This window comes from Corynebacterium sp. 1103A (assembly GCF_055700955.1).
In genome coordinates, this window is sequence record NZ_JASTTF010000003.1 from 38640 (window position 1) to 64159 (window position 25520).

25 protein-coding genes and 1 pseudogene are annotated in these 25520 nt (G+C 65.4%); 11 read left to right on the plus strand and 15 right to left on the minus strand.

The genetic code is table 11. The annotated features are described in order from the left end of the window. Positions 1-62: 62 nt before the first annotated feature. Positions 63-692, minus strand: a complete 630-nt coding sequence (locus QQS52_RS03400; RefSeq protein ID WP_472772576.1) for a LytR C-terminal domain-containing protein — start codon at positions 690-692, stop codon at positions 63-65. A gap of 10 nt (positions 693-702) precedes the next feature. Further along, complete coding sequence (locus QQS52_RS03405) at positions 703-1008, minus strand: DUF3263 domain-containing protein (RefSeq protein WP_472772577.1); 306 nt, start codon at positions 1006-1008, stop codon at positions 703-705. Here QQS52_RS03405 and QQS52_RS03410 point away from each other — a divergent pair. The 5 genes from QQS52_RS03410 to QQS52_RS03430 all read left to right on the plus strand — a co-directional run bounded on the left by QQS52_RS03410 (position 1007) and on the right by QQS52_RS03430 (position 5183). After that, positions 1007-1630 (plus strand): peptide deformylase, encoded by a 624-nt coding sequence (locus QQS52_RS03410; RefSeq protein WP_472772578.1) that lies wholly within the window; start codon positions 1007-1009, stop codon positions 1628-1630. The genes QQS52_RS03405 and QQS52_RS03410 overlap by 2 nt on opposite strands. Before the next feature lie 3 nt (positions 1631-1633). Then, on the plus strand, positions 1634-2380 hold the full coding sequence (locus QQS52_RS03415) for a GNAT family N-acetyltransferase, cg3035/Rv0428c family (RefSeq protein WP_472772579.1): 747 nt from the start codon (positions 1634-1636) through the stop codon (positions 2378-2380). A gap of 3 nt (positions 2381-2383) precedes the next feature. After that, the gene (locus QQS52_RS03420; RefSeq protein WP_472772580.1) at positions 2384-3193 is read left to right on the plus strand and encodes an exodeoxyribonuclease III; all 810 of its coding nucleotides are present in this window, start codon (positions 2384-2386) and stop codon (positions 3191-3193) included. Next, positions 3193-4665: a phospholipase D-like domain-containing protein gene (locus QQS52_RS03425; RefSeq protein ID WP_472772581.1), complete on the plus strand. Its 1473-nt coding sequence runs from the start codon at positions 3193-3195 to the stop codon at positions 4663-4665. Before QQS52_RS03420 ends, QQS52_RS03425 begins: the two co-directional genes overlap by 1 nt. An 80-nt stretch (positions 4666-4745) precedes the next feature. Further along, positions 4746-5183: a hypothetical protein gene (locus QQS52_RS03430; RefSeq protein WP_070768699.1), complete on the plus strand. Its 438-nt coding sequence runs from the start codon at positions 4746-4748 to the stop codon at positions 5181-5183. A gap of 2 nt (positions 5184-5185) precedes the next feature. Here the strand turns inward: QQS52_RS03430 and QQS52_RS03435 are convergent, their stop codons facing one another. Genes QQS52_RS03435 through QQS52_RS03455 form a run of 5 tightly spaced genes read right to left on the minus strand, consistent with a single transcriptional unit; the run spans position 5186 to position 8049 of the window. Then, positions 5186-5407 (minus strand): hypothetical protein, encoded by a 222-nt coding sequence (locus tag QQS52_RS03435; RefSeq protein WP_472772582.1) that lies wholly within the window; start codon positions 5405-5407, stop codon positions 5186-5188. 58 nt (positions 5408-5465) lie between these two features. After that, complete coding sequence (locus tag QQS52_RS03440; protein ID WP_472772583.1) at positions 5466-5792, minus strand: MFS transporter; 327 nt, start codon at positions 5790-5792, stop codon at positions 5466-5468. 27 nt (positions 5793-5819) lie between these two features. Then, positions 5820-6581, minus strand: a complete 762-nt coding sequence (locus QQS52_RS03445; RefSeq protein ID WP_472772584.1) for an ABC transporter permease — start codon at positions 6579-6581, stop codon at positions 5820-5822. Next, the gene (locus QQS52_RS03450; RefSeq protein ID WP_472772585.1) at positions 6571-7509 is read right to left on the minus strand and encodes an ABC transporter ATP-binding protein; all 939 of its coding nucleotides are present in this window, start codon (positions 7507-7509) and stop codon (positions 6571-6573) included. Before QQS52_RS03450 ends, QQS52_RS03445 begins: the two co-directional genes overlap by 11 nt. 30 nt (positions 7510-7539) lie before the next feature. Continuing rightward, positions 7540-8049 carry an NUDIX domain-containing protein gene (locus QQS52_RS03455; protein WP_472772586.1) on the minus strand — a complete coding sequence of 170 codons (510 nt, stop codon included), beginning with the start codon at positions 8047-8049 and terminating at the stop codon, positions 7540-7542. 84 nt (positions 8050-8133) lie between these two features. Between QQS52_RS03455 and QQS52_RS03460 the strand changes: the two genes are divergently transcribed. The 3 genes from QQS52_RS03460 to QQS52_RS03470 are packed head-to-tail and all read left to right on the plus strand — an operon-like array spanning position 8134 to position 13092. Next, positions 8134-9639 carry a hypothetical protein gene (locus tag QQS52_RS03460; protein WP_472772587.1) on the plus strand — a complete coding sequence of 502 codons (1506 nt, stop codon included), beginning with the start codon at positions 8134-8136 and terminating at the stop codon, positions 9637-9639. Then, the gene (locus tag QQS52_RS03465; RefSeq protein WP_472772588.1) at positions 9639-10688 is read left to right on the plus strand and encodes a glutamate ABC transporter substrate-binding protein; all 1050 of its coding nucleotides are present in this window, start codon (positions 9639-9641) and stop codon (positions 10686-10688) included. The genes QQS52_RS03460 and QQS52_RS03465 overlap by 1 nt, the downstream gene beginning before the upstream one ends. Next, positions 10681-13092 (plus strand): serine/threonine protein kinase, encoded by a 2412-nt coding sequence (locus QQS52_RS03470; RefSeq protein ID WP_472772589.1) that lies wholly within the window; start codon positions 10681-10683, stop codon positions 13090-13092. The genes QQS52_RS03465 and QQS52_RS03470 overlap by 8 nt, the downstream gene beginning before the upstream one ends. A 74-nt stretch (positions 13093-13166) precedes the next feature. Here QQS52_RS03470 and QQS52_RS03475 read toward each other — a convergent pair whose 3' ends face one another. The 6 genes from QQS52_RS03475 to QQS52_RS03500 form a co-directional block, all read right to left on the minus strand. Beyond that, complete coding sequence (locus QQS52_RS03475; protein WP_472772590.1) at positions 13167-13451, minus strand: hypothetical protein; 285 nt, start codon at positions 13449-13451, stop codon at positions 13167-13169. 143 nt (positions 13452-13594) lie between these two features. Beyond that, positions 13595-13915 carry a hypothetical protein gene (locus QQS52_RS03480; protein WP_472772591.1) on the minus strand — a complete coding sequence of 107 codons (321 nt, stop codon included), beginning with the start codon at positions 13913-13915 and terminating at the stop codon, positions 13595-13597. Between the two features lie 139 nt (positions 13916-14054). After that, positions 14055-15275 carry an acetate kinase gene (locus QQS52_RS03485; protein WP_472772592.1) on the minus strand — a complete coding sequence of 407 codons (1221 nt, stop codon included), beginning with the start codon at positions 15273-15275 and terminating at the stop codon, positions 14055-14057. Then, complete coding sequence (gene pta / locus QQS52_RS03490; RefSeq protein ID WP_472772593.1) at positions 15276-16652, minus strand: phosphate acetyltransferase; 1377 nt, start codon at positions 16650-16652, stop codon at positions 15276-15278. A gap of 149 nt (positions 16653-16801) precedes the next feature. Next, a complete protein-coding gene (locus tag QQS52_RS03495) occupies positions 16802-17788 on the minus strand; it encodes a lactate/malate family dehydrogenase (RefSeq protein WP_472772594.1) in 987 nt (328 codons plus the stop codon). 89 nt (positions 17789-17877) lie between these two features. Next, positions 17878-19227 carry an SLC5/6 family protein gene (locus tag QQS52_RS03500; RefSeq protein ID WP_472772595.1) on the minus strand — a complete coding sequence of 450 codons (1350 nt, stop codon included), beginning with the start codon at positions 19225-19227 and terminating at the stop codon, positions 17878-17880. Positions 19228-19666: 439 nt separating this feature from the next. Here QQS52_RS03500 and ilvA point away from each other — a divergent pair, with 439 nt between their 5' ends. The 3 genes from ilvA (at position 19667) to QQS52_RS03515 (ending at position 23034) form a co-directional block, all read left to right on the plus strand. Further along, positions 19667-20944, plus strand: coding sequence for a threonine ammonia-lyase IlvA (gene ilvA / locus QQS52_RS03505; protein WP_368519925.1), 1278 nt, complete (start codon positions 19667-19669; stop codon positions 20942-20944). A gap of 132 nt (positions 20945-21076) precedes the next feature. Beyond that, the gene (locus tag QQS52_RS03510) at positions 21077-22441 is read left to right on the plus strand and encodes an FAD-dependent oxidoreductase (RefSeq protein ID WP_472772596.1); all 1365 of its coding nucleotides are present in this window, start codon (positions 21077-21079) and stop codon (positions 22439-22441) included. Between the two features lie 23 nt (positions 22442-22464). Then, a complete protein-coding gene (locus QQS52_RS03515) occupies positions 22465-23034 on the plus strand; it encodes a GNAT family N-acetyltransferase (protein WP_472772597.1) in 570 nt (189 codons plus the stop codon). 15 nt (positions 23035-23049) lie between these two features. Here QQS52_RS03515 and purT read toward each other — a convergent pair whose 3' ends face one another. Both purT and QQS52_RS03525 read right to left on the minus strand, forming a co-directional pair. Next, entirely contained in the window at positions 23050-24426 is a 1377-nt protein-coding gene (gene purT / locus QQS52_RS03520) for a formate-dependent phosphoribosylglycinamide formyltransferase (protein WP_472772598.1), read from the minus strand. A gap of 239 nt (positions 24427-24665) precedes the next feature. Further along, a pseudogene (locus QQS52_RS03525) lies at positions 24666-25520 on the minus strand (hypothetical protein); the annotation flags it as partial.

The window sequence follows — 25520 nt, forward strand, 5'->3', positions numbered from 1 at the left end:
GTATCTATTCGGCGTTAGAATCCGTTAGCTGCCGCGCCTTTTAATTCTATCTTTACACGTATTTAGGCGTCGGTGAGCACCACGGTCAGCCCGCGGCCTTCCGTGGCCCTGTCCGGCAGGCTGTCGATGTTCTCGCGGGCGATGCCGCCCAGCCCCGAGGCGATCTTGCGGGCCTCGGCCTCCGCGACCGCGTCGCCCTTAGGGAAGAAGACGGTGGTCTCCGGCAGGACTTCCTCGGGGAAGTTGCCCACCTCGCCCAGCTCGTAGCCCTTGCCCTCCAGGTCTTGGGAGACGCGGTCGGCTAGGCCCTGGGTCATGGAGTTATTCAGCACGCTGACCTTCTTCGGCGCCGACTGCTCGGCCGGGGCCGGGTTGGCCTGCTCCAGCTGTTCCGCTGCCGGGGCGCCGTCCTCGGCCGGGGCCGGCGACGGGGTGTCGCTGCTGCGCTCGGCGTCGGCCTCCAGCTGCTGGCTGGGCGCGGCCGCAGATGTGGTCGGGCCCTCCGCGCCGCCAGCAGGGGCGGAAGAGGTGGCGGCGGCCGGGGTGGATTCTTCGTCCCCGCCGCCCTGGGTCAGGGCGTAGAGGGCCCACAGGCCCAGCACGACGGCGACGGCGATGAGCACCATCGCGAAACCGCGCAGGGGCAGGCTGGTCGAGGTGGCGTCGTTTTTCTCCTGATTCACATTAGTCACAGAACTTACTTTAAACCCCAGGAATTTCATTTTGTTGCGCGGCGCGCCGGATTTCTTCGCGCTGGCCGCGCACCCGCCGCAGGCGGCCCACCAGCACCGGCGCATATTGCTGCGCCGCCGGCAGGTCCAGCAGCGCGTTGAGGCGTTGGTGGTAGCGCACTGGCGTGAGGTCCAGCTGGGCGCGGATGGCCTCTTCCTTGCGGCCGACGGCGCGCGGCGCGTGCGCCTCGAAGTCCAGAATGGCCACGTCCTGCTCGGATAGGCCGGACAGGTCGGGTAGGTCAGATTGCGCGGACATGCTTAAACTGTAGAACATGAGTATTCGCCCCATCGTGATCCACGGCGACCCCGTGCTGCATCACCCCACCGAAAAAGTCACGGAAGACATCTCCAGCCCGGAGTTCCAGCAGCTCATTAGCGATATGCACGAGACCATGGACGCCGCCCACGGCGTCGGGCTGGCCGCCAACCAGATCGGCATCAACAAGCGCCTGTTCGTCTACCACTGCCCGGACACCGACGGGCCCGACGGCACGGAGAAGGAAGACGGCCGGATGCGCCGCGGCTGCGTCATCAACCCGGTACTGGAGACCTCCGAAATCCCCGTGACCATGCCGGCGGACGACGGCTCCGACGACGAGGGCTGCCTGTCCGTGCCGGGCGAGTCCTTCCCCACCGGCCGCGCCGACTGGGCGCGGGTGACCGGCCAGGACGAAAACGGCAACGACATCACCGTCGAGGGCTACGGATTCTTCGCCCGCTGCCTGCAGCACGAGGTCGGCCACCTGGACGGCTACGTCTACACCGACACCCTCATCGGGCGCTACAAGCGCGCGGCCAAGAAGGCCATCAAGCGCGAGGGCTGGAACGTGGCCGGGCTGACCTGGACCCCGGGCGTGGACGAGGACCCCTTCGGCCACACGGACGACGAGGACTAGCCCGTGGGCTTCGCGTTTCGCTCCGACGCGGTGGAGGTAGGCGACCGGGTCGTGGCCCGGCGCGAATACGCCAGCGGGGTCAAAAGCGACGTCATCGGGCACGTGCAAAGCCTCGACCCGCTGGTCATCCGCCCGCAGCAGGTGGGCGGATACCCCTCTGACAAGGAGGCGGTGGAAATCGCCCCGGGGGAGCTGAAGATCATCAAGAAGCTCTCCCCGCGCACCATTCGCAACTCGGATATCCGCCACGTCGAGGGGGCCATCGCAAATGCCTACACGGAGGCCCACCAGCGGTGGTCGGCGGACGGGCAGTGGCTGATGCGCGCCTCTGGCTCGGTGCCGCTGGGCCCCTCGGCCGGTTTTACCCCCATGCCGGCCACCGAGATCCTCGACCACGCGGGCCCGCGCCTGCTGCTGCCGGAGCGCATCGGCAAAAACGGCCTGACGCACTCCCGCCCGGTGGGCCCGGAGCTGGTCTGCTACGTCGGCGAGCTGCCCGACGACGGCAGCACCGAGGACACCGACACCGCGCTAGCCGCCCTGGGCACTGCCGGCGACGACACGGTGTGGGTGGTCGTGCCCACCGCCCCGGCCAGCGCGGCCGAGCTGCGCGACACGCTGCGCTGGGGCCGGGCCCAGGGCGCGACCCGCGCAGTGGTGGTCCTGGAGGTCCCGGATGCCGCCGCCCGCGCTATCGCCGCCGAGTGCGGCCTGGATGAGCACCATCGGCGGCGGTTCGCTACCCTGTAAATCATGCGCATAGCCACCTGGAACATCAACTCCGTCCGCACGCGGGCCGAGCGCGCACTGACCCTGCTGGACGCCCACGACATCGACGTGTTGTGCCTGCAAGAGACCAAGGTGGCTGATGACAAATTCCCGACCCAGGTTTTCGAGGACGCCGGCTACCACGTGGCCCGGCACGGCCTGAACCAGTGGAACGGCGTGGCCATTATCAGCAAGCAGGCCCCGGAGGAGACCTACGAGGGCTTCCCCGGACAGCCCGGCTTCGCCAAAGACCCGGACAAGGACCAGGCCCTGGAGGCCCGCGCGCTGGGTGTGGTCATCCGTGGCGTGGAGATCTGGAGCCTGTATTTCCCCAACGGGCGCGAGATCACCGATCGCCACTACGATTACAAGCTGCAGTTCTACTACGCGTTGGCGCGCTACGTGGAGCAGCGCTCGCACCGCAAGCTGCTGCTGACCGGGGACTTCAACGTCGCCCCGCGCGACGAGGACGTCTGGGACCTGTCCGTTTTCCGGGGCAAGACCCACGTGACCGAGCCGGAACGCGCCGCCTTCCAGATGCTGCTGGAGGCCGGCACGCAGGAGGTCACCCGCCAGTTCACGCGGGAGGAGCGCTGGACCTACTTCGACTACAAGGGCATGCGCTTCCAGAAGGGCGAGGGCATGCGCATCGACTTCCAGCTGGCCTCGCAGCCGCTGGCCGAGAAGGTGCGCTCCGCCGCGGTCGACATGGCCGAGCGCGCGGAGAAGGGCACCTCCGACCACGTGCTGCTGATGGCGGACTACGACCTTCCGGACTTCGACGCGGTGCGCTAATGAGCCTCAGCATTGATCTTACCTTCTGGCAGGCCTTCTTCATGGCGCTGGACTACGCCATCAAGGCCGTCGCCATCGGCATTGTCCCAGAGGGCCGCCGCCCGTCCAGCTCGAATGCCTGGCTGCTGGCCATCCTATTGCTGCCCTTCGTGGGCCTGCCGCTGTTTTTGCTGATGGGCTCGCCGTATATCAACCGGCGCCGCCACCGCATCCAGCAAGAGGCGAACGAGATGATAGACGACATCACCGCCGCCACCCCGGATCACCCGGAGGACCGCCTGCCCGCGGAGGTTGAATCCCTCATCCACCTCAACCGTGAGCTGACCGGTTTCCCCTGCCTGGTCGGCCACAACCAGGGCCTGCACGCGGACTACGCCGAGTGCATCCGGGCGATTGCCCGCGCTATCGATGCCGCCGAGGAATACGTCTACGTCGAAATCTACATCCAGTCCTGGGACGAGGCCACCGACGTCTTCTATCAGTCCCTGGCCCGTGCCCGCCAGCGCGGGGTGGAGGTCAAGCTACTACTCGACCAGATAGGCAGCATCAAGTACCCGGGCTATTTCAGCTTCGGCAAGAAGCTCAACGCCATCGACGTCGACTGGCGCCTCATGCTGCCCATCCAGCTGCACAAATTCCGCTTCCGCCGGCCCGATCTGCGCAACCACCGCAAGATCGTGGTCATCGACGGCCACACCGGCTTCCTGGGCTCGCTGAACATGATCAAGCGCCAGTACAAGACCGAGGACCGCGCCTGGATCGACTACATGGTCGAGCTGACCGGCCCGGTCGTCACCTCCCTGGCCGCCGTCTTCGCCGTGGACTGGTACCTGGAATCCAACGAGACCCTGGGGCTCAAAGAGCTGCCCTACGACGACGCCTGGGACGCCGACGCCAACTTCTTGCAGCTCATCCCCTCCGGTCCGGGCTATACCACGGAGCCGAACCTGCGCATGTTCAACTCCGTGGTGCACCACGCCAAGGAGCGCCTGGTGTTGGTCTCGCCCTATTTCGTCCCAGACGAGTCCCTCATGGAGGCCGTCACCACCGCCTGCTACCGCGGCGTGCGGGTGGAGCTCTACGTCTCCGCCAAGGCCGACCAGTTCATGGTCAACCACGCCCAGTCCTCCTACTACCAGACCCTGCTAGAAGCCGGTGTCTACATCTACCAGTTCCCCGAGCCCTACGTCCTGCACTCCAAGTTCACCCTCTCGGACCCGGACGAGCCGGCCAATACCTCCACCTACCCGCTGGCCATGTTCGGCTCCTCCAACATGGACATGCGCTCGTTCGGGCTAAACTACGAGTCCACCATGCTGGTAGCCCGCGGCGACCTCATCGACCAGCTCAACCAGCTAGCCGCCAACTACCGCAGCGTCTCCCACGAGCTGACCCTCGAGGAGTGGAACACCCGCGGCTTCTTCCGCCGGTACGTGGACAACGTCATGCGGCTGACCTCGGCGCTGCAGTAGCCGCCCATGCGTGACGCATCAACATTGCTAGAGTGGGGAGCAGAAAGTTCAATCCCCGTTCGCTTTTTATAAGGAGCATCATGTCCAAGTCTTCCAAGCCAACCCTCGGCCACCGTCTCGCTTCGGTCGCGCTGCGTGCTATCCCGGGCGCTTTCATCCTTAACTCCGGCATCGGCAAGCTGGGCCTGCACGGGGAAAACGCGGCCGGCCTGCGTGACTTCGCCGCCACCGGCGTCCCGGCTCTGGGCGATATGGACCCGGATACCTTCGGCAAGTTCATCTCCTACTCGGAGATCGGCATCGGCGGCGCCCTGCTGGCCCCGTTCATCCCGAACCGCCTGGCGGGCCTGGCCCTGACCGGCTTCTCCTCCGGTCTGTTGACCCTGTACTTCAACAACGAGAACATGACCCAGGACGACGGCATCAGCCCGTCCGAGGATGGCACCGCCATCGCCAAGGACAGCTGGATCCTGGCCATCGGCCTGGCCCTTATCGCCCTGGGCAAGGGCAAGAAGTAAAACTACTCGCCCACATGCCAGCGCGTGGCGGCCAAGGCGGCGGCCGCCGCCGCGCCCGCGCAGGCGCACATGCCCAGTGACATCGTCAGCAGACGATCACTGCCCAGCCCCATCAGCGGGCTAACCAGCCCGCCCAGCAGTGACTGGACCCTGCCCATCACGGCTGAGACCGAACCGGCCTTATCCCGGCGCAGGCCCGTGGCCAGGGCCGCGGAATTGCCCATGATGAACCCGGTGGGCGCAACGCAGAAAACAGCGCGACCAGCACCACGTGCAGGCCCACTAGCACCCAGTAGATGCCGCGCCAGCCGATGGGCTCGGCCAGCAGGCCGCCGATGATGGGCGCCAGCGCCGCCAGCACCGACGCGGCCACCGCCCCACCGCGCCGAGCAGGAGCAGGGTCTTGCGCCCGAGGACATCGGAAAGCGGGCCGATAAACAATTGGCCCGCCGCCAGGCCGACGAAGCACGCGGTCAGCGTGAGTTGGACCCACGCATCCGCCACCCCGAACTCCGCCGCGATGGCGGGCATAACGGGCAGGTACATATCCGTGGCGAAGGCGGCCGTGGCCGACAGCAGCGCCAGAGACAGAAGAAGTGAATAGGACACGGTTTTCTAGACTAAACCGTGCGGGCCTTAGGCATCGCGCTTGTGCAGTAGGAAAACGCCCAGCAGCCACAGGCCGCCGGCCCACAGCAGGAAGATAACCAGGTTCATCCAGTTGGCGTCCCACACCGCCTTTTCCGGAACGGTCTCAAAGATCCAGTTCTGCAAGGCCGTAAACGGCATGAACGGGGCGATGTGCTCACCAACCTTAGGCAGCTGGCCAATCAGCTGGTCGATGCCCAGGTTCAGGATCAAGCAGATGGCCACGGTGCCGGCCGTCTGCCGCAGCAACAGGCCCATACCCTGGGAAAACAGCACCATCACTGCCATGACCAGCGGGTAGACCCACAGGAAGCGCCGGGCGCTCTCACTGTTCCATGGGTCATAATCCGGGGCGACGTCGCCGGCAATGGCCTGGGTGAGCAGGTAGACGCCCACCACGGCGAGGAAGACCAGGAGGGCGGAAATCACCGCGTACATGACCAGCTTGACCACCGCCACCATCGGGCGGTTCGGGTTGGCCATATAGACGTTGGTCTGGATGTTGTAGCGGTATTCGGTGGTGATGATCATGATGGACTGGATCATCAGCACCGGCAGGCCCAGCATCCAGACCGCGGTGGCGGAGGACTCCGGGCTCAGGAACATGGCGGTCTCCGGTGTCTGCCGGGTAATAGACGCGTTCAGGGCGCTCCAGCCCCAGGTCAGCAGGAAGAACACGGCGCTGGTGAGCCAGAACGACCGCGTGGTAATCAGCTTGGTCCACTCTGCGCGCAAAGTATTAACGAGCATCATCAGCCCCCTCAATCTGGCCGTGGTACTGGACCGCGTGTCCGGTCATTTCCATGAAAGCGTCCTCCAGCGAGGCGCGGCGCAGCGTCAGCTCGTTCAGCGGCACGCCCACCGAGTACGCCAGCTGCCCGATAAGATCCGTGGCCTGCTCCGGGATGACCAGCGTGGCCCGACCCTCCTGGTCCCGGCTGTGCTGGTAGGTGATGTTCTCCTCGTCCAGCGCGTTGCTAAACGCATCCAGATACTCGGAGCGGACGATGACCTGCGAGGCAGCGTGCTCCTTGATGAAGTCGTAGGTGGACTGGTTAGCCACCAGCTGGCCGCGGCCTATAACCACCAGGTGGTCGGCGGTCATGGACATCTCCGACAAAAGGTGCGAGGACACCAGAATGGTGCGGCCTTCCCGGGCGAGCGCCTGGAGCAGGTCGCGCACCCAGCGAATGCCCTCCGGGTCCAGGCCGTTGACCGGCTCGTCCAGGATCAACACGCCCGGGTTGCCCAACAGGGCGCTGGCCAGCCCCAGGCGCTGCCCCATGCCCAGCGAGAAGCCGCCGGCCTTCTTGCCGGCCACCTCCGACAGGCCCACCAAGCCCAGCACCTCGTCCACGCGGCGGGTGGGGATGCCGTTGGACTGCGCCATCCACTTCAGGTGATTGGCCGCCGAGCGGTTCGGGTGCACGGCCTTCGCGTCCAGCAGCGCGCCGACCTCCCGCAGCGGGTTCTTCATCTCTCGGTAGCTCTTGCCGCCGATGCGGGCCGTGCCCGCCGTCGGCTTATCCAAGCCCAAGATCATGCGCATGGTGGTGGATTTGCCCGCACCGTTGGGTCCCAAGAAGCCGGTCACCATTCCGGGGTTAACCGTAAAACTTAAGTTATCGACGGCGCGGACCGACTTATACTGCTTAGTCAGCCCGTTCACTTCAATCATGCCCACTAGCGTGCCACAATTCGGGCGGTTTTACCTGCCCAAGGCACGCGCCGCGCGGCACAAATCCGCGTAAGCGGAGCGGAAGGCGGGCAGCAGCGGCAGCTGTTCGACCTCACCGAGCGGCACCCAGCGCAGCTCCAGCGATTCCTCATTAGGCACGGTGTCCAGCAGATTTCCGGTCTTGGTCCGGGCCAGGACCGAGGTATAGGTCCAGCCGCCGGCCAGCTCTGGGCGCGCGGGGTTGGCCGGGTAGGGACCGGCGGTAACAATCTCATCAATAATTTCTATGCCCCCCGGGTCGATGGTGCATTCCTCGACCGCCTCGCGCACCGCTGCCTGGCTGGCGGTTTCGTGCAAGTCCCGCGCGCCGCCGGGAATCCCCCAGGTGCCACCCTGGTGGGTCCACTGCGCGCGGTGCTGGAGCAGAACCCGCGGGCCCTCGGCCAGCAGGAAAAGGCCGGCCGCGCCGTAAAGCCCCCAGGCCGGTTTGCCGCCTGGGCCAGCTGCCCAGCCGTCACCGCTTTCGGGTTTGCCTGCCACATTCATCACCCTCCATGCTATAACTTTTGGCAAAACCCCGCGGACAGGTGGCGTAGCACACAGCGGAACAGCTATTCTAGATGAATGACCGGTTCCGGGGCACCCAGCTTGATGCGGCCACGCCGCAGGAAACCTAAGTCGACCCAGCCCACCGAGCACGACTCCCAGTTCGCCGGGGGCGACCACTGGCTCGACGACCTCACGGCCCCAGCAGACCCTGCCTTCAACCCGGCCACCCACCTGGCGATGTCCACCTTCGCGGGCCCCGCGCGCCTGGCCCGCCGCATCTGGTCCTTCCTGGAGACCACCCCCGGCAAGCTTTTCACCGTCACGGTGATTCTGACCCTGGCCATCGCCGCGGCCGGCATCTCCATGTCCAATTCTTCAGCCGCCCGGCAGGACAACCTAGATACCCTGCTGTCCACCACGGAACCGATGTCGAACTCGGCCCACAACCTCTACACCTCCCTCTCCCTGGCGGATACCGTCGCCACCACCGGCTTCGTCCAGGCCGGCGTCGAGTCCGGCGTGAACCGGCAGAAGTACAACGACGCGATCGACCGGGCATCGGTAGCCGCCACCGAGTCCATCCTGGGAGCCTCCGACGACGACCAGCGTATCCGGGACCTGGTCGGCTTCATCCAGCGCGAGCTGCCGGTCTATACCTCCATGGTGGAAACCGCCCGCGCCAACCACCGCGCCGGCAACGCCGTGGCCAGCGCCTATATGTCCAACGCCTCCACGCTGATGCGCGAGGAGATCCTGCCCGCCGCCGACGAGCTTTTCCAGCTGACCAGCCAGAAGGTCTCCGACGAGCGCCGCGAGCTCACCCGCCCCCAGTGGGTGCCGCTATCCGGACTGGTGGCCGCCGTCATCTTCCTGGTGCTGGCGCAATGGTGGCTGTGGCGGCTAACCCGGCGCCGCTTCAACCGCGGCTTTGTCACCGCCACCGGCCTGCTCACCCTGGCGGTGCTGTGGGTGGCCCTGTCCAACCTGGCGACCTGGTCCGCCGGCATGCAGGGCTTCGAGGACGCCTCCCGCCCGTGGGACGCGCTGACGAATTCGCGCATCGCCGCGCAGCAGGCCCGTACCTCGGAGACTCTGGCCCTGGTCAACCGCCAGTCGGAGCAGGAAACCGCCGTGACCTTCGACGAGACCACCGAATCCATTTCCCGCGCGCTGGAGGACTACGCGGCCTCCGAGTCGATCACCACCGAGTCCGAGCTCGACCGCGACGACTTCATCCGCGGCGCCCAGCACTCGCTGGAGCGCTGGACCCAGTCCCACGAGGCGCTGCTCAACGCGCTCAGCGAGGGCCGCTACGACGACGCCATCTTCCTGGCCACCGACCCCAACCCGGGCGACACGCTGCCCGGGGAGACCTCACCCACCAGCGCGGCCAGCTCCTTCAACGATCTCGACAGCACCCTGGACCAGCTCATCGCCGACGCCCGGCGCGCCATGCGCCTGCACATCCAGGAGGGCCTGACCGCCATGACGTTGGTCTCCAGCGCGGTCATGTTGCTGACCGTGGCTGCGGTGATTTCGGTCTGGCTGGGCATCCGCCCCCGAGTGCAGGAGTACCTCTAATGCTCAAGCACAAGAAAGCCCTGCCCGCGCTCCTCGGCCTCCCGCTGCTGCTGGCCGGCTGCGTGAGCTACTCGGCCGAGCTCGCCCCGACCAACGAGATCGGCCGCATCCTCCCCGACCACACGCAGCGGGAGAAGGCCGGCCCCCCGCTGCCCGCCGGCGCCTACTACGAGCCCGCCCATGCCGAAGCCACCGACGCGGACTCCCGCGGCAACCCCGCGGGTTCCTGGCGCCCCGACGACAAGGACGCCGAGGAGCGGGTGCCCGACATTGTCAAGCGCGGCCGGGTGATTGTCGGCGTGGACCAGTCGCACAACCTGCTTAGCTACCGCGACACCACCACCGGGCAGATGAGCGGCTTCGAGGTCGACCTGGCCCACGAGATCGCCCGCGACATCTTCGACGATCCGTCCAAGGTGGATTTCCGCTTCCTCTCCTCCGCCGAGCGCGTGGACGCGCTGGAGTCCGGCGAAGTCGACATGGTGGTCCGCACCATGACCATCAACGAGGACCGCCAAGAGCAGGTGGAGTTTTCCACGCCCTACCTCGACACCTCCACGCGCCTGCTGGCGCTGAAGTCCAGCGGCATCGACTCGCTCGAGTCCACCGCCGACAAGCGGGTCTGCGCCACCGCCGGCTCGACCTCGCTCAACGAGGCCCGCCTCCACCTGCCTGAGGCCCAACTGCTGGTCACGCGCTCCTGGGGCGACTGCCTGATGGCCCTGCAGCTGAGCCAGGCCGACGCCGTCATCACCGACGACACGCTGCTGTCCGGCATGGTGGATCAGGACTCCTACACCGAGATCGTCGGCGAGCCCATGTCGACCGAGTCCTACGGCGTAGGGATCAAGAAATCCCGCCCGGGCGCGGACACCCGTCCGCTGGTCCGGCAGGTCAACTCCACCCTGGAGCGGCTGCGCCGCGACGGCACTTGGGCACGCCTCTACGACGAGTGGTTCGGCCCCTACCTGGCTCCTGCCAGCCCGCCGGCCCTGGATTACCGCAGCGAAGACACCGATGACGATTCAGAGGAGACACGCAATGACTGATCGCTCCGATCATATGGACCGGGGCCCAGAGTCTGACATGGACGCCGCCACCGCGGCCGTGCCCTTCGATCCCTTCGCCGACGGCGACGAAGGTGAGACCGGCACCGCCGCCGTGGCCTTCGACCCCTTCGCGGACGACGAGGACGACGAATTCGCCGCGGACTCCGACAACATCGCCGCGCTGATCAAGGACCTGGGCAATCTGCGCGACAAGAAGGCACGCGACGCACAGCAGGTGGCGGATACCTCGCAGCGCTCCCGCCAGAAGGCGCTCGACACTTTCCGCTCTAGGCGCGCGACCCGCCGCCGCGACCGCGAGGTCGCCGACGGCATGGTCCACCTGCCCTTCGTCTCCCCCAGCCACCCGCGCCAGGCGTTGCTCGACGTGGATGAGGTCGTCAAGCGCAAGAAGATCCCGCGCCCGCAGCTAAACCCCGGCGACATGGTGGCCAGCCAGTACGAGATCTTGGGCGTCATCGCCCACGGCGGCATGGGCTGGATCTACCTGGCCAACGACCACTTCGTCTCCGGGCGCGTGGTCGTACTCAAGGGCATGCAGGCCCACAAGTCCGCGGACGAGACCGCCGCCGCGGCCGCCGAGCGTGAGTTCCTGGCGGACATCACGCACCCGGGCATAGTGAAGATTTTCAACTTCATCGACGACGCCCGCGTGCCCGGCGGATTCATCGTAATGGAATACGTGGGCGGCCCCTCCCTGCGCAGCCGCCGCAACGCGCAGCCGGGCAAGGTGCTGCCCATCGACATCGCCATCGCCTATATCCTGGAGCTTTTGCCGGCCCTGGACTACCTGCACTCGCGCGGGGTGGTCTACAACGACTTGAAGCCCGACAACATCATCGTCACCGAGGACCAGGTCAAGCTCATCGACCTGGGCGCGGTCTCCGGGATCGGTGCCTACGGCTTCATCTACGGCACGCAGGGCTTCCAGGCCCCCGAGGTGTCCGCCCAGGGGCCATCGGTAGCCAGCGATATCTACACCATCGGCCGCACCCTGGCGGCGCTGACCGTCGACCTTCCCAGCGAGGACGGCATCTACCTGCCCGGGCTGCCGAGCCCGGCGAAGGAGCCGCAGTTCCGCCGCCACCTGTCCTTCTACCGGCTGCTGCTGCGGGCCACCGAACGCGACCCGGACAAGCGCTTCCGCAACTTAGGCGAGCTGCGCACGCAGCTCTACGGCGTGCTGCGCGAGGTCATCGCCGTTCGCGACGGTGTCCAGCACCCCTCCCAGCACTCGCTGTTTTCGCCGCAGCGTACCACTTTCGGCACCAAGCACCTGGTCTTCCGCACGGATCAGCTCATCGACGGAATCGACCGCACCGTGCGGACCACCGCCCCCGAGGTGGTCTCCGCCCTCCCGACCCCGCTACTGGACCGCAGCGACGTCGGCGCCGCGCTGCTGCAGGGCGCGTCCTATACGGAGCCGCAGGAGGCCCTGGAGACCCTCCGCCAGGCGATGCAGACCGACGAATACGAGAAATCCGCCGAAATCCCCCTGGGCGTGGTGCGCTCCATGATCGACCTCGGTTACACGGGCCAGGCCCGCAGCTGGCTGTCCTCGCTGGAGCAGCGCCTAGGCGGCGACTGGCGCTTCGAGTGGTACTCCGGCGTGATTGCGCTGCTGCTGGACGACTACGCCGAGGCACAAAAGCACTTTGCCACCGTGCTCAGCCTCCTGCCCGGCGAGGCCGCGCCGAAGCTAGCGCTGGCCGCCATCAACGAGCTACTCCTCCAGCAGCTGGGCTACGACGACTCCTCCCTGCTCATGCCGAAGGTCGCCCGCGCCTGTGCGGTCCAAGACCTCAGCCTGGGCGACCTGCCCGACGAGGACTTCGCCGGCCAGCCCGAGCTCTGGGAACACGTCACCCAGGACCCCGGCGTGCTGCGCTTTAACTCCATGCGCCTCTACGGCCTGGTCTGGGCCGCCAACCCGACCACCGTCTCCTCCGCCTTCGGCCTGGCCCGCCAACTGCGCGCCGAGCACCAGGTGGAAATGGCTGTCAACACCCTCGACCGTGTGCCGAACGCCTCCCGTCACCAGCGCATGGCGCGGCTGACCACGGTGCTGCAGCTCATCTCCCACTCCCTGACCGAGCCTCGCGTGCGCCGCGCAGCCCGCCGCCTAGAGGAGATCCCCACGAGCGAGCCGCGCTTTTTGCAGATCAAGGTCGCCGTGCTCTCCGCCGGGCTGACGTTCCTGCGCGATCACCAGCTCACGCACGCCGCCAGCCCGAACGACCTGTTCGAGTACGCCTTCACCCAGCGCGGACTGCGCTACGGGCTCGCCGACACGCTCCGCGCGCTCGCCCGCCAGGCCCCCTTTTCCCAGCACCGCTACGCGCTGGTCGACCTGGCGAACCAGGTCCGGCCGGTGACGACGTTTTAGGTTCCTTTGGGGCTGGGGCGGGGGCGGGGAAATTATCGACCTTTGCGCAGAGGGCGATATTTTCCAAGCCCGCCCTACCTCCTCGCCCGCCGCAACGTGGTGGTCAGCATCTCCATGAACTCGGCGTAGTCGCTGAACAGCTGCCGGGGTGTTACCCGTCGGACCACGAAGCCCTGGTTTTGCAGGTAGACCTCGCGGTCGCGCTCGGAGCGGATGACGTCCTCGACCGCGCGGCCGTAGGTCTGCCCGTCGTATTTGGAAACGCCGTCCACCTCGAGGACCACCCAGCCGTCGATGAGTAGGTCCACACGGAAGGCCCCGATCCGGGCCTGCGGCTCGACGCGGTGGCGCTGCGCCAACGCGCTGTGGATGAGCAGGCCGCGGGCGAGCGACTCGTACGGCGACTCTGAGACGCCGATCGCGGCCTCAATGACCTGGCGGGCCTGGCCAATCCCCGCGTGCCCCTGAGCCGGCCGGCCACGGCCTCCAGCGCGGCACGCTCTTAACCGCGGGCCAGGTAGCTGTCGGCGGCCACCAGCCTGCGCACGAAGCCGTGCAGACGGGCCTGGTCCACCACGGTGTGGGCCGGGCTCGTGGCTCTGACGCTCGGGGCGCCTTCCTCAGGAGAAGCCGAAACAGAAACCGAAGCAGAAACCGAGCAGGCCGCCAGCACCACGCGGTGGGTGGTGAGCGCGGCGGCCAGGCAGCGCAGCCGGGTCTGCTCATGGACGGGTAATGAGGTATAAGCCTGCGCGTCGACAGTTACTTGCGGCGCCAGGCGGGTGCAGTGGGCATTAGCGGTACGGGTCTTTGTCAGCGTCATACCGCCATCGTGACCGGAAGCGCAAGGCCCGGTCTAGGCCATCCCGGCCCAGATACAGCAAAACTGTGGATGACTGGGCGCGGGCCCTAGTTATCCACAGTCGCGGGCGCGCTCAAGTGGCGCGCGGCAGCACAAGGTGCTAGTACAGGCCGGCCTCGCGGGCCATGGCGGCGATCTCGGCGGACTTCTGCGCGATGGCCAGCTCCTCGTTGGTCGGGACCACGAAGACCTTGACCGGGGAGTCCGCGGTGGAAATCATGCGCGGCTCCTTGGAACGGACCAGGTTGGCTTCCTTGTCGAAGTGGATGCCGTACATGTCCAGGTTGTACAGGGAGTCCTGACGGACCTCGGTGTCGTTCTCACCGACGCCGGCGGTAAAGGTGATGGCGTCGACGCGGCCGAGCGCAATCATGTAGGAACCAATGAAGCGGCGCAGCTGGTGGATGTAGATGTTGTACGCCAGCCAGGCGTCGGAGTCTTCGTTCTCAATCCGCTCGCGCAGCACGCGGAAGTCGTTGACGCCGGAAATACCCTTCACACCAGACTGCTTGTTGAGCAGTTTGTCGATCTCATCGATGGACATGCCCGCCTGGCGGGACAGGTGGAAGATAATGCCCGGGTCGATGTCGCCGGAGCGGGTACCCATTGCCAGGCCGGCCAGCGGAGTAAGGCCCATCGAGGTGTCGATGGCGCGGCCGTTGGAAATAGCGGCGGCGGAAGCACCGTTGCCCAGGTGCAGCGTGATCTGGTGGGTGTGGCCCGGGTCGCGGCCCAGCAGCTTCGGGACCTGCTGCGAGACGAACTCGTGGGAGGTGCCGTGGAAGCCGTAGCGGCGGATGTCGTACTTGGTGGCGACTTCCTTGTTGATGGCGTACAGCGCGGCGGCCGGGGCCATGCGATTGAAGAAGGCGGTGTCGAAGACGGCGACGTGCGGCAGGTCCGGCAGGATGGCGCGCGCGACGCGGATGCCGTCCAGGTTGGCCGGGTTGTGCAGCGGGGCCAGCGGGATGAGATCCTCGATCATGGACTCGATCTGCTCATCCAACAGCTGCGGCTCGCTGAACAGGCGGCCGCCGTGGACGACACGGTGGCCGACGGCGATGAGCTCCACCTGGGTGGGGCCGACCTGGTTGTCCTCCATGATTTCGAAGGCACGCTTCAGGCCCGCGGTGTGGTCGGGGATTTCCAGCTCTTCACGGATCTTCTCGCCGTTGACGGTGACGTTGATGGCACCGTTCGGCTCACCGATCTGCTCGACCAAGCCGGTGACCAGCGGAGCGTCGGTGGCTTCGTTCTCCGGGTTCACCACCTGGAACTTGATGGAGGAAGAGCCGGAGTTAAGTACTAGAACGTAGGCCATTTAGGCGTTGCCTCCTGCCTGGATAGCGGTAATAGCGACGGTGTTGACAATATCGGGGACGGTAGCACCTCGGGACAGATCGTTGACCGGCTTGTTTAGCCCCTGCAGGATCGGGCCCACGGCCAGGGCGCCGCCGGTGCGCTGCGCGGTCTTGTAACCGATGTTGCCGGCTTCCAGGTCCGGGAAGATGAAGACGTTGGCCTGGCCGGCGACCTCGGAGTCGGGCATCTTCTTCTTGGCCACGCCCGGGTCGCAGGCGGCGTCGAATTGCAGCGGGCCGTCGACCTTGAGGTCGCCGTTGATCTGGCGGGCAGTCTCCACGGCGGCCACGGCGCGGTCCACGTCCGGGCCGGAGCCGGAGGTGCCGGTGGAGTAGGACAGGACGGCCACGCGCGGGTCGATGCCGAACTGGGCCGCGGTCTTCGCGGAGACTGCGGCGATCTCGCCGAGCTGCTCGGCGGTCGGGTTCGGGTTGACCGCGCAGTCGCCGAAAGCCCACAGGCGGCCGCGCATGACCATCAGGAAGATGGAGGAGACCACGGAGGCCTCCGGGGTGGTCTTGATGATCTGGAAGGAAGGCTTGATGGTGTGGGCGGTGGTGTGCGCCGCGCCGGAGACCATGCCGTCGGCCAGGCCCTTGTGGACCATCATGGTGGCGAAGTAGGAGATGTCCTGCATGGTCTCGCGGGCCTGCTCGAGGGTGATGCCCTTCTTCTTGCGCAGCTCGGCGAAGTCGGCAGCGAATTCCTCGGCCAGCGGGGAGGTCAGGTGGTCGATGATGGTGGCATCGGTCAGATCCACGCCCAGCTCGCCGGCGCGGGTGGCAATGGAGTCCGGGTTGCCCAGGATGGTGAGCTTGACGATGCCCTTCTCCAGCAGCTGGCCAGCCGCCAGCAGGATGCGGTCGTCGTCGCCCTCCGGCAGCACGACGTGGGCGCCGGCGGCCTTAGCCTGGCCCAGCAGCTGCTGCTCGAAGACGGGGGCGGACATGACCGGCTCGACGTTGAGGTTAATCTGGCGGGCCAGCGCCTCGCCGTCCTGGAGCTGCTCCGGAGTGACAACGCCGGCGACGGTCGCCTGCACGTCCTTGGCGTGGCGGACCGCGAGTTCGGCTGCGCCCTTTTCCTGCTCGGCTACGAACAGCAGGGGCACGCCGACGGCGGCGGCAGCTACGGAGTCGAAGTGGGTGTCGCCGGTGCCCTGAATAACTACGGGGCCGTCGGCGGTAAGTTCCGCAGCGACGACGTCGGCGAGCTTCGGGTTGAGCTCATCCAGAGTGCGCAACTGCGCGTCTAGCTGGTGGGCAGTTTCCGCAAGGTTGAGGTTGGCAAAATCACGACCAACGACACTGACAAGGACAGAACGAGCATTAGACATGCGACGAACCTTTCATTCGCTGTCACGGGGCAATATCCACAGCAAAAGTGCTGTATATCACTCAGTAATTTGTTTAGTGACCTCTTCTACTCTACTTCAGAATGCCCATTTTTTCCGATTCGCGTAGATGTAAAACAGGTCACTCATGACTATAAGCTTTGGGCAGAATCCTCGATCGCGCACTTAACCGCAGCTACGGACTTTTCGAGGGCCTTGGTTTCCCAGGCATCCAAGTCCACCGGGACGCGCCGAAGGACCCCCGAACGCCCGATCAAACATGGCAAGGAGACCGCGACGTCGCCGTCGTAGCCGTATTCGCCGTGCAGCGTGGTCGAGACCGGGAAGATGGCGCGCTCGTCGAGCAGGACCGCGCGCGCCAGGCGCATGGCCGAGGCAGCGACGCCGGCGTTGGTCCAGCCCTTGGAGTGGAAGACCTGGTAGGCGGCTTCGACGACGCGCTCGGCCAGATCCTCCGGGTCGAGCTGGGCGCCGGGGAAGTATTCGCCGAGCCGGGCGGCCGGAATGCCCGCCACGGACAGGTGGGACAGGACCGGGAAGGCGGCCATGCCGTGCTCGCCCATCATGTAGCCGTCGACGGAATCGGGGCTAATGGCCAGATCGTCGGCGACCAGGCGGCGCAGGCGGGACGAGTCCAGCATGGTGCCGGTGGCGAAGATCTTATGCTCCGGATAGCCGAATTCGTTCTGGGCGATCCAGACGATGGTATCGGCCGGGTTGGTAATGAAGATGAGCACGGGGCCGGCCTCTTTGTCGGCCACGTTAGCGCACACCTCGCGCATGATCCCGCGGGTGATATCGCCGTTGACGGGCGCGAGCGCCGCCCGGTCCGGGTTGGCGTCCGGGTCGTCGGGGTCCACGATCATCGACGGTCCGGCCGCCGAAATCACGACGTCGGCGTCCGCACACTCGGAGTAGTCGCCGCCGCGCACGCGGGGCACGAAGCAGCCGGGCACCCCGGTCAGGTGGTGTTGGTCGAGGGCCTCGCCGTAGGCGATGTCGGGGTCGCTATCGATGACCACGATGTCAGCGAACAAGCCAGAATGTACCGCCTCTGCCAGCACGTAGGAACCTACGTGGCCCGCTCCGGTGATAACGAGCTTGGCTGGTCGGTTCATGGTTTTCCTTTCGACGAGAACTTTAAAAAGTGTGGGGTTCTCGGCAGGCGAAAACCGCCGACCTCGAGTCCAGGCCGGCGGGAAAGCGCTTACAGGGAGTGGAAGATGGAGAAGAAGATGGTTGCCACAGCCACCAGGCCGATGAAGGTGACGAACCAGTTGGACGGCTTGCCGCGGAAGCGCTTGAGCGCGTCCACCTTGTGGATAGCCCACATCGGAATCAGGAAGAGCAGGACCGCGATGGCCGGACCACACAGGGTCTCAATCATGCCCAGGATGGACGGGTCAGCCCAAGCGACCAGGATGCAGGTCACCAGGATGAAGATCAGGGAACCGGTCTCCAGCGCGCGGCTGTGGGTGAACTTGGTGTTGCCGGCCACGTGGTTGCTGGTGACCACCAGCCCCTCAACGGACTCGGCCGCACCTAGATAGTGGCCCAGGAAGGACTTGCAGATGGCCACCAGGGCCACGATGGGCGCTACCCATTGCAGGAACGGGGCATCGAAGTGGTTGGCCAGGTAGGACAGGATGGTGATGTTTTGTTCCTTGGCCTCGGCCAGGTTCTCCGGGGACAGGGACAGCGCACAGGAGAAGACGAAAAACATCACGACGATGACCATGAGGCCTTCGGCTGCAGCCAGGACCTGGCCGGTCTTCTTATCGGCCCACTTATCGCCGTATTCCTGGCGCTTCTCGGAGGCGAAGGAGGAGATGATCGGCGAGTGGTTAAAGGAGAAGACCATCACCGGCACCAGCAACATCAAGGTGGTAGCCAGCCCGTTACCGGAGGCTTCCCGCGCGACGTCTAGGTCAAAGGTCGAGAAGAAGGCGGTGTTCCAGCGCGGAATGAGGTAGAGCGCTAGGAAAACCAGCACGGCAATGAAGGGGAAGGCCAGCGCGGACATCACCTTGACCACGATTTCCTGACCCATCTTCACCACGAAGATGAGTCCGCCGATCAGCAGAGTGGCCAGTATCCAGCGCGGCCAAGGCTCGACGTGCAGCTGGTGGATAAGGAAGGACTCCAGGGTGTTGGTCAGCGTTACCGCGTAGACCAGCACCAGCGGGTAGACCGCCACGAAGTAGAGGACGGTCATCACGACACCGGCGTTGGCGCCGAAGTGCTCCTCCATGACGTCAGTCAGGTGGGACTTCGGATCGGAGCCGGACAAAACCAAGCGGGTCATCGCGCGGTGGCTCCAGAAGGTCATGGGGAAGGCGATGATGGTCATGATGATCAGCGGAATGATGCCGCCGATGCCCGCGTTGATGGGCAGGAACATGACGCCGGCACCGATGGCGGTGCCAAACAGGCTCAGCGTCCAGATGGTATCGGTTTTGCCCCAGCTAGGGGCCTTGTCTGCACTGTCGGCGCTGCCTGGCGCGGGATTGGTTGGCGTCCGCCGGGCGTCGGCGGCCTCGGGAGGGATGACGGACATAGTGTGTTCGACCCTTTCGACGTGTTCCCCGCAGCCCAACGCGAAAGAACCGGACCTATGGAGAACTATTTATCACTTCAGACTTCATACTGCGCAAAATATCCCCGGATTGCTATGAGCAAACTCACATTCGACGATTAATTATTATCACAACACTGAAATGAGAACTTTTTCGCAGGGATCCGCTATAGTAATTAGCCACACTCGGTTCTGACATAGTTTTTACCTAGTACCCAACAGGAACCACCGGAAAGGCCGCCCAGGCTGCACCGAACCCGAACGCCTACCGGAAATCCCCTGCGGAAACGGTATTCGACCCTTGCGGCGCCCCTCCCCCGCCGGCCGCCCCCGACTATTGTGCACGTCACCGAAAATCCGGCCGCTATGACCAAAATCAAAGCACTTTTGCGCAGGTCAAAGACCTTATACCATCGGAGGCATGAGCACTACAGTCCAGACCCCACTCGTCACCGCCGCCGAAATCGAGGCCGCCCACGAGCGCATCCAAGATGAAATCAACCGCACCCCGCTGCGCTACAGCGAGCGACTGTCCCAACTGACCAACTGCAACGTCTACCTCAAGTGCGAGGAACTACAGGACGTGCGCTCCTACAAGATCCGCGGCGCACTCAACAGCATCAAGAACCTGAGCGACGAGGAGCTGGCCGCCGGCATCGTCACCGCGTCTGCCGGCAACCACGCCCAGGGCGTGGCCTATGCCTGCAAGACCATGGGCGTGCAGGGCAAGATCTTCGTGCCGGTGTCCACCCCGGCCCAGAAGCGCGACCGCATCCTGGCCCACGGCGGCCGCTTCGTGGACCTAGTCGTGACCGGCGAGTCCTTCGACGAGGCCTCCGCAGCCGCCCACGAGGACGCTGCCGAGCGCGGCGCCACCTTCATCGAGCCCTTCGACGCCCACGACACCGTCGTCGGCCAGGGCACCATGGCCAAAGAGATCCTCGAGCAGCTGGCCGAGGAGGGCAAGGAGCTACACGCGCTCATCGCCCCCGTCGGCGGCGGTGGCCTGCTGTCCGGCCTGACCAGCTACGTCGCGGAGAAGGCCCCGGAGGCCCAGATTTACGGCGTGGAGCCGGCCGGCGCGGCATCGCTAGCCGCAGCCTTCCGTAACAACGGCCCGATGACGCTGCCGACCGTGGACCCGTTCGTGGACGGCGCGGCTGTCAAGCGCATCGGCGCGCTGCCCTACGAGATTCTCTCGGCCAACAAGGACCGGCTGGAGCACTTCGCGGTCAGCGAGGACGACGTCTGCATCGAGATGCTCAACCTCTACCAGAACGAGGGCATCGTCTCCGAGCCGGCCGGCGCGCTGTCCGTGACCGGTCTGACCAAGCTGGACCTGGCGCCGGGCTCGACCGTGGTCTGCGTCATCTCCGGCGGCAACAACGACGTCATCCGCTATACGGAGATCATGGAGCGCTCCCTGGTCCACCGCGGCCTGAAGCACTACTTCCTCATCAGCTTCCCGCAGGTTCCTGGCCAGCTGCGCATCTTCCTCGACGAAATCCTCAACCCCGGCGACGACATCACCCGGTTCAAGTACCAGAAGCGCAACAACTGCGTACTAGGCACCGCGCTGGTGGGCTTGGTGCTGGAAAAGCCGGAGGAAATCGACCAGCTCATCGAACGTTTGGACAACTCCAAGTTCGAGTACGAGTACCTCAAGCCGGGTACTCCTGAATATAAGATAGTCGGATAGGCCCTTCAGAGGCTGATTTGGGGAGCAGGCTTGTTACCCTATCTAGTACGTTGCTCACATCCGAACGTATGATGAGCTCAGATTAGACAAGTAACAGGCACTCCCAAGAATCAGTGAGGACACCGACACATTATGACTTCCCCTCTGCGCGTAGCAGTCGTTGGTTCCGGCCCGGCCGGCATTTACGCATCCGATCTTCTGGTTAAATCCGAGGTCGACGTAAAGGTCGATCTGTTTGAGAAGATGCCCGCTCCCTTCGGCCTGATCCGTTACGGCGTGGCCCCGGACCACCCGCGCATCAAGGGGATTGTTCAGTCTCTGCACAACGTCATGGAAAAGGAAGACATTCGCTTCCTGGGCAATATTGAGGTCGGACGCGACGTCACCGTCGAGGAGCTGCAGGACCACTACGACGCCGTCATCTTCGCCACCGGCGCCACCGCCGACCGCCTGGTCAACATCCCAGGTGAGGACCTCGAGGGCGTTCACGGCGCCGGCGAGTTCGTGGGCTTCTACGACGGCAACCCGAACTTCAAGCGCGACTGGGATCTCTCCGCCGAGTCCGTAGCCGTCATAGGCGTGGGCAACGTCTCCCTGGATGTTTCCCGCATCCTGGCCAAGACCGCCGATGAGCTGCTGGTTACGGAGATCCCGGACAACGTTTACCAGACCCTGAAGACCAACCGCGCCAAGGAGATTCACGTCTTCGGCCGCCGCGGCCCGGCCCAGGCGAAGTACACCCCGAAGGAGCTCAAGGAACTGGACGAGTCCCCGACCATCGAGGTCATCGTCGATCCGGAGGACATCGACTACGACGCCGCCTCCGAGGAGGCCCGTCGCGCCACCAAGTCCACCGACCTGGTCTGCCAGACCCTGGAGGGCTACGCCATGCGCGAAGCCAAGGGCGCGCCGCACAAGCTCTACATCCACTTCTTCGAGGCCCCGGTAGAGATCCTGGGCGAGGACGGCAAGGTCACCGGCCTGAAGACCGAGCGCACTGAGCTCGACGGCACCGGGCAGGTCAACGGCACCGGCAAGTTCACCGAGTGGCCGGTCCAGGCGGTCTACTCCGCCGTGGGCTACCACCCGCAGGACGTCGAAGGCGTGCCCTACGACGAAGAGAAGGCCGTCATCCCGAACGACGGCGGCCACGTGCTGCGCGACAACGGTGGGGAGAAGATCCCGGGCCTGTACACCACGGGCTGGATCAAGCGCGGCCCGGTAGGCCTTATCGGCAACACCAAGTCCGACGCGAAGGACACCACCTCCATGCTGCTGGCCGACCACCTGGCCGGCGAGCTCACCGAGGCCACCAAGCGCGACCCGCAGGACATCCTGAACCTGCTGGCCAGCCGCGATATCGCCGTGACCACCTGGGAAGGCTGGCACCGCCTGGACGCCGCCGAGCGCGCCGCCGGCGAGCGCCAGGAGCGCGAGCGCGTCAAGATCGTCGAATGGGACGACATGGTCCGCTACGCCGGCCCGCAGGAGGACTAAGCCCGGCCGCTAAAGTGGTGGGCGTGACTAAAGAATCTTTCCAGCCCACCATCACCGCCGCGCCCCTGGCGGCGCTGGCCCCGCTAGACATCCACGCGCTCTACAAGCTGCGCGTGGACGTCTTCGTGCATGAGCAGGCCACCCCTTACGCCGAAATCGATGACACGGACGCCCAGCCATCCACCATCCACCTCCTGGCCTGGGACAGCCCTGCTCAAGAACAAGCGCAAGCACAAATACAAGCGCCGACCCAGGAGCCCACTCCCCGGCTCCTAGGCACGGCCCGCCTGTTCCCAGCGACCATCCCGGACCCGGAGGCGGCAGACGACAGCGACTCCCCCACCATCGAGGTCGTCCAGTTCGGCCGCTTCGCCCTGGCTCCCGCCGCCCGGGGCACGGGCCTGGGCCCGCAGCTTATCGATGCCGCCTTGCAGTTCGCCGCCACCGCCCGTCCGGGCGCTCCGGTCTACTTGGAGGCGCAGTCCCCGCTAACCGGCTACTACGGCCGCTTCGGCTTTAACGTCTGCGGCGAACCCTTCGACGAGGACGGCACCCCGCACACGCCGATGATTAAGCGCGCCGCGGCTGAATAACCAGGGCGCAGGCTCCTACTTCTGGCCCCACAGCGAGGTGTTTTCAACCGCGGCTTGCTCGTCGTCATCGTCGATGCCGCCGGTCAGCTCAGGGTTGACGCGCACCAGCGGCTCGTCCAACAGCACCACCTTGTGCAGCTGCGGGATATCCGGGGTCTGGGCTTCCTCGACGACCTCGGCCGCGGTCGGGGTGCCGCGCACCTCGATGCGGGCGGCCGCCACGTTGGCCCTATCGCGGGCTTCTTCGATGTCCTCGCCCGTGGAGACGACCAGGCCCATGCGCCGGCCTTTGTAGGCGCCCGGCTTGCCAAACAGCGTCACGTCAGTCTCCGCGACCGCCATCGCCTGGCCCACGCCCTGGTAGGCGACGTCCTCGATGTCGTCGTCCGCGTGCAGCACGTAGGCCGCCCCGGGAGAGACCAGCGTGACGTCAATCGGGTAGCCCAGGATGGCGCGGGCCTGCAGCTCGAACTCGGAGAAGCGCTGGGTGTAGCCGGTCAGCATCGCGGTATCCGACGGCCTAGGAGAGACGGAGGAAAAGTAGACGTCGTCGCCGGCGACGAAGAGCTCCACGCCGTAGACGCCGCGCCCGCCCAGCTCGTTGGAGATTCGCGCCGCCACCGAGCGGGCGTTTTCCAGCGCGCGCTGGCTCATTGCCATCGGCTGCCACGACTCCACCAGGTCGCCGTGCTCGTGGCGGTGGCCGATAGGCTCGCTGAACCAGGTGGCCATCTCCTTGGTGGACGGATCGATAGACCGCACTGCCAGAAGCGTGACCTCGTAGTCGAAGTCCACGAAACGCTCCGCCACCACGCAATCTGAGTCCGAGGACACGCGGCGAACCTTCTGCCAGGCGCTGACGATTCCCTCCGGCTCGCGGACCAGCATATGCCCCTTGCCGGAGGTCGACACGTCCGGCTTGATGATGCAGGGGAAGCCAAGCTCCTCGACCGCAGCGACGAGCTGTTCCTCCGAATTCGCGAAGCGGTAGGCCGTCGTGGGAAGGCCCAGCGACTCCGCCGCACTGCGGATCGATTCCCGGTCCCGTGTGAGCTCACACGCGCGCGCGGTGGGCACCACCACGGCGTCAGTTTCCGCCTCTAGGCGGGACAGGGCGTCCACGGCCACCATCTCCACCTCAGGGACCACGAAGTCCGGCTGGACTTCGGAGGCGATCTCCCAGACCGCCTGCGGGTCGGAAATCTGCGCCACGTGCGCCGCGTGGGCGATGTGCAGCGCCGGCGCCCCCGGGTAGGAGTCCACCGCGTGCACCTCTAGTCCCAGGCGCTGGAACGCAGCCGTCAGCTCCTTGCCGAGCTCACCACCGCCGAGCAGCAGCACCTTGGTGGCGTTCGATGTCAGCGGCGTTCCGATATGTTGTGCAAAGTCCATAGGTTGTTCCTCCAGAAGCTGTGAGACACCACAGCAAACTCCACCCTATTATCGCATAGGGCCAGCTATTTGCTGCGTTGTAACAGACCCTTACACAACGAAAAGCGCCTGCCGGTCCACTTTAAAAGCGAACCAACAGGCGTCTTTATCGCTAGCTTCTCACAACATCGTGAATGTCGCAGGCCTCTGGTGCCCGATCACTGGGTGACCAAAGCATCCTAGCCCTTTCCCGGCGGCTACTACTCGGAGGAGCCGCTGGAACCGTTAGAGGAGCCACCCTCCACGCAGGCGTTGTAGACCAGACCGAAGGCAGCCAAACCAGCAGCCACGGCAGCGATGCCGCCGACGACCGGCCCAGCCTGCTTACCGAACTGGTTAGCCTGGATGTTGAAACGCTTCGCAACCTCAGCCAGCTGCGGGTTCATGATGCCAAGCTTTTGCTGTGCACGGGTGTTTGCAGCAGCAATTTGCTGATTAACGCCACCGATGGAGCGCTGAATCTGGGAGTTCAGCGAATCCAAGCCCGGAATGTTTAGCTGTGCACCCAGCCCCAAGGGGATGAGGAACAGCAGCGGCAGACCGGTCGCAGCGGAGATAGCCAAGCACTTGCCAGCCTGCGAGGAACCGCCGGAGCTCAGGTCGCCCAAGGAGCTACCGCCGTCCGTTCCGCCACCGGTGTTGTCGTTACCCGGCTTGGTGATGGTCACATCAATATCGCCGACCTTGTCGCCGCCATCAGTGATCTCAACCGTGCCCGGGATGGAATCGTTATCGCCGAAATCGATCTCCTCCGGAACCGTGACAGTCACGGTGCCGTTGTCATCGATATTAACCTCAGAGCCCGGAACGGTGTTACCGTCCTCATCCTTGAGCTCACCCTTAGTCTCATCAGTCGGGTTGGCGACCTTGTCATCCAACTCATGGCCCCTACCATCAGCCGGAACCTCATCGGTCTTTTCACCAGCATCAATAGCCGGCTTCTCAGCCGGGGTCTCACCAGACGGCTTGTCGTTCGCGTCCTTCGGGTCAGTGCCGGCTTCCTCCTCCTGCTTATCAGTGAAGCCATCGCCGTCATCGTCAGTATCGGTGACATC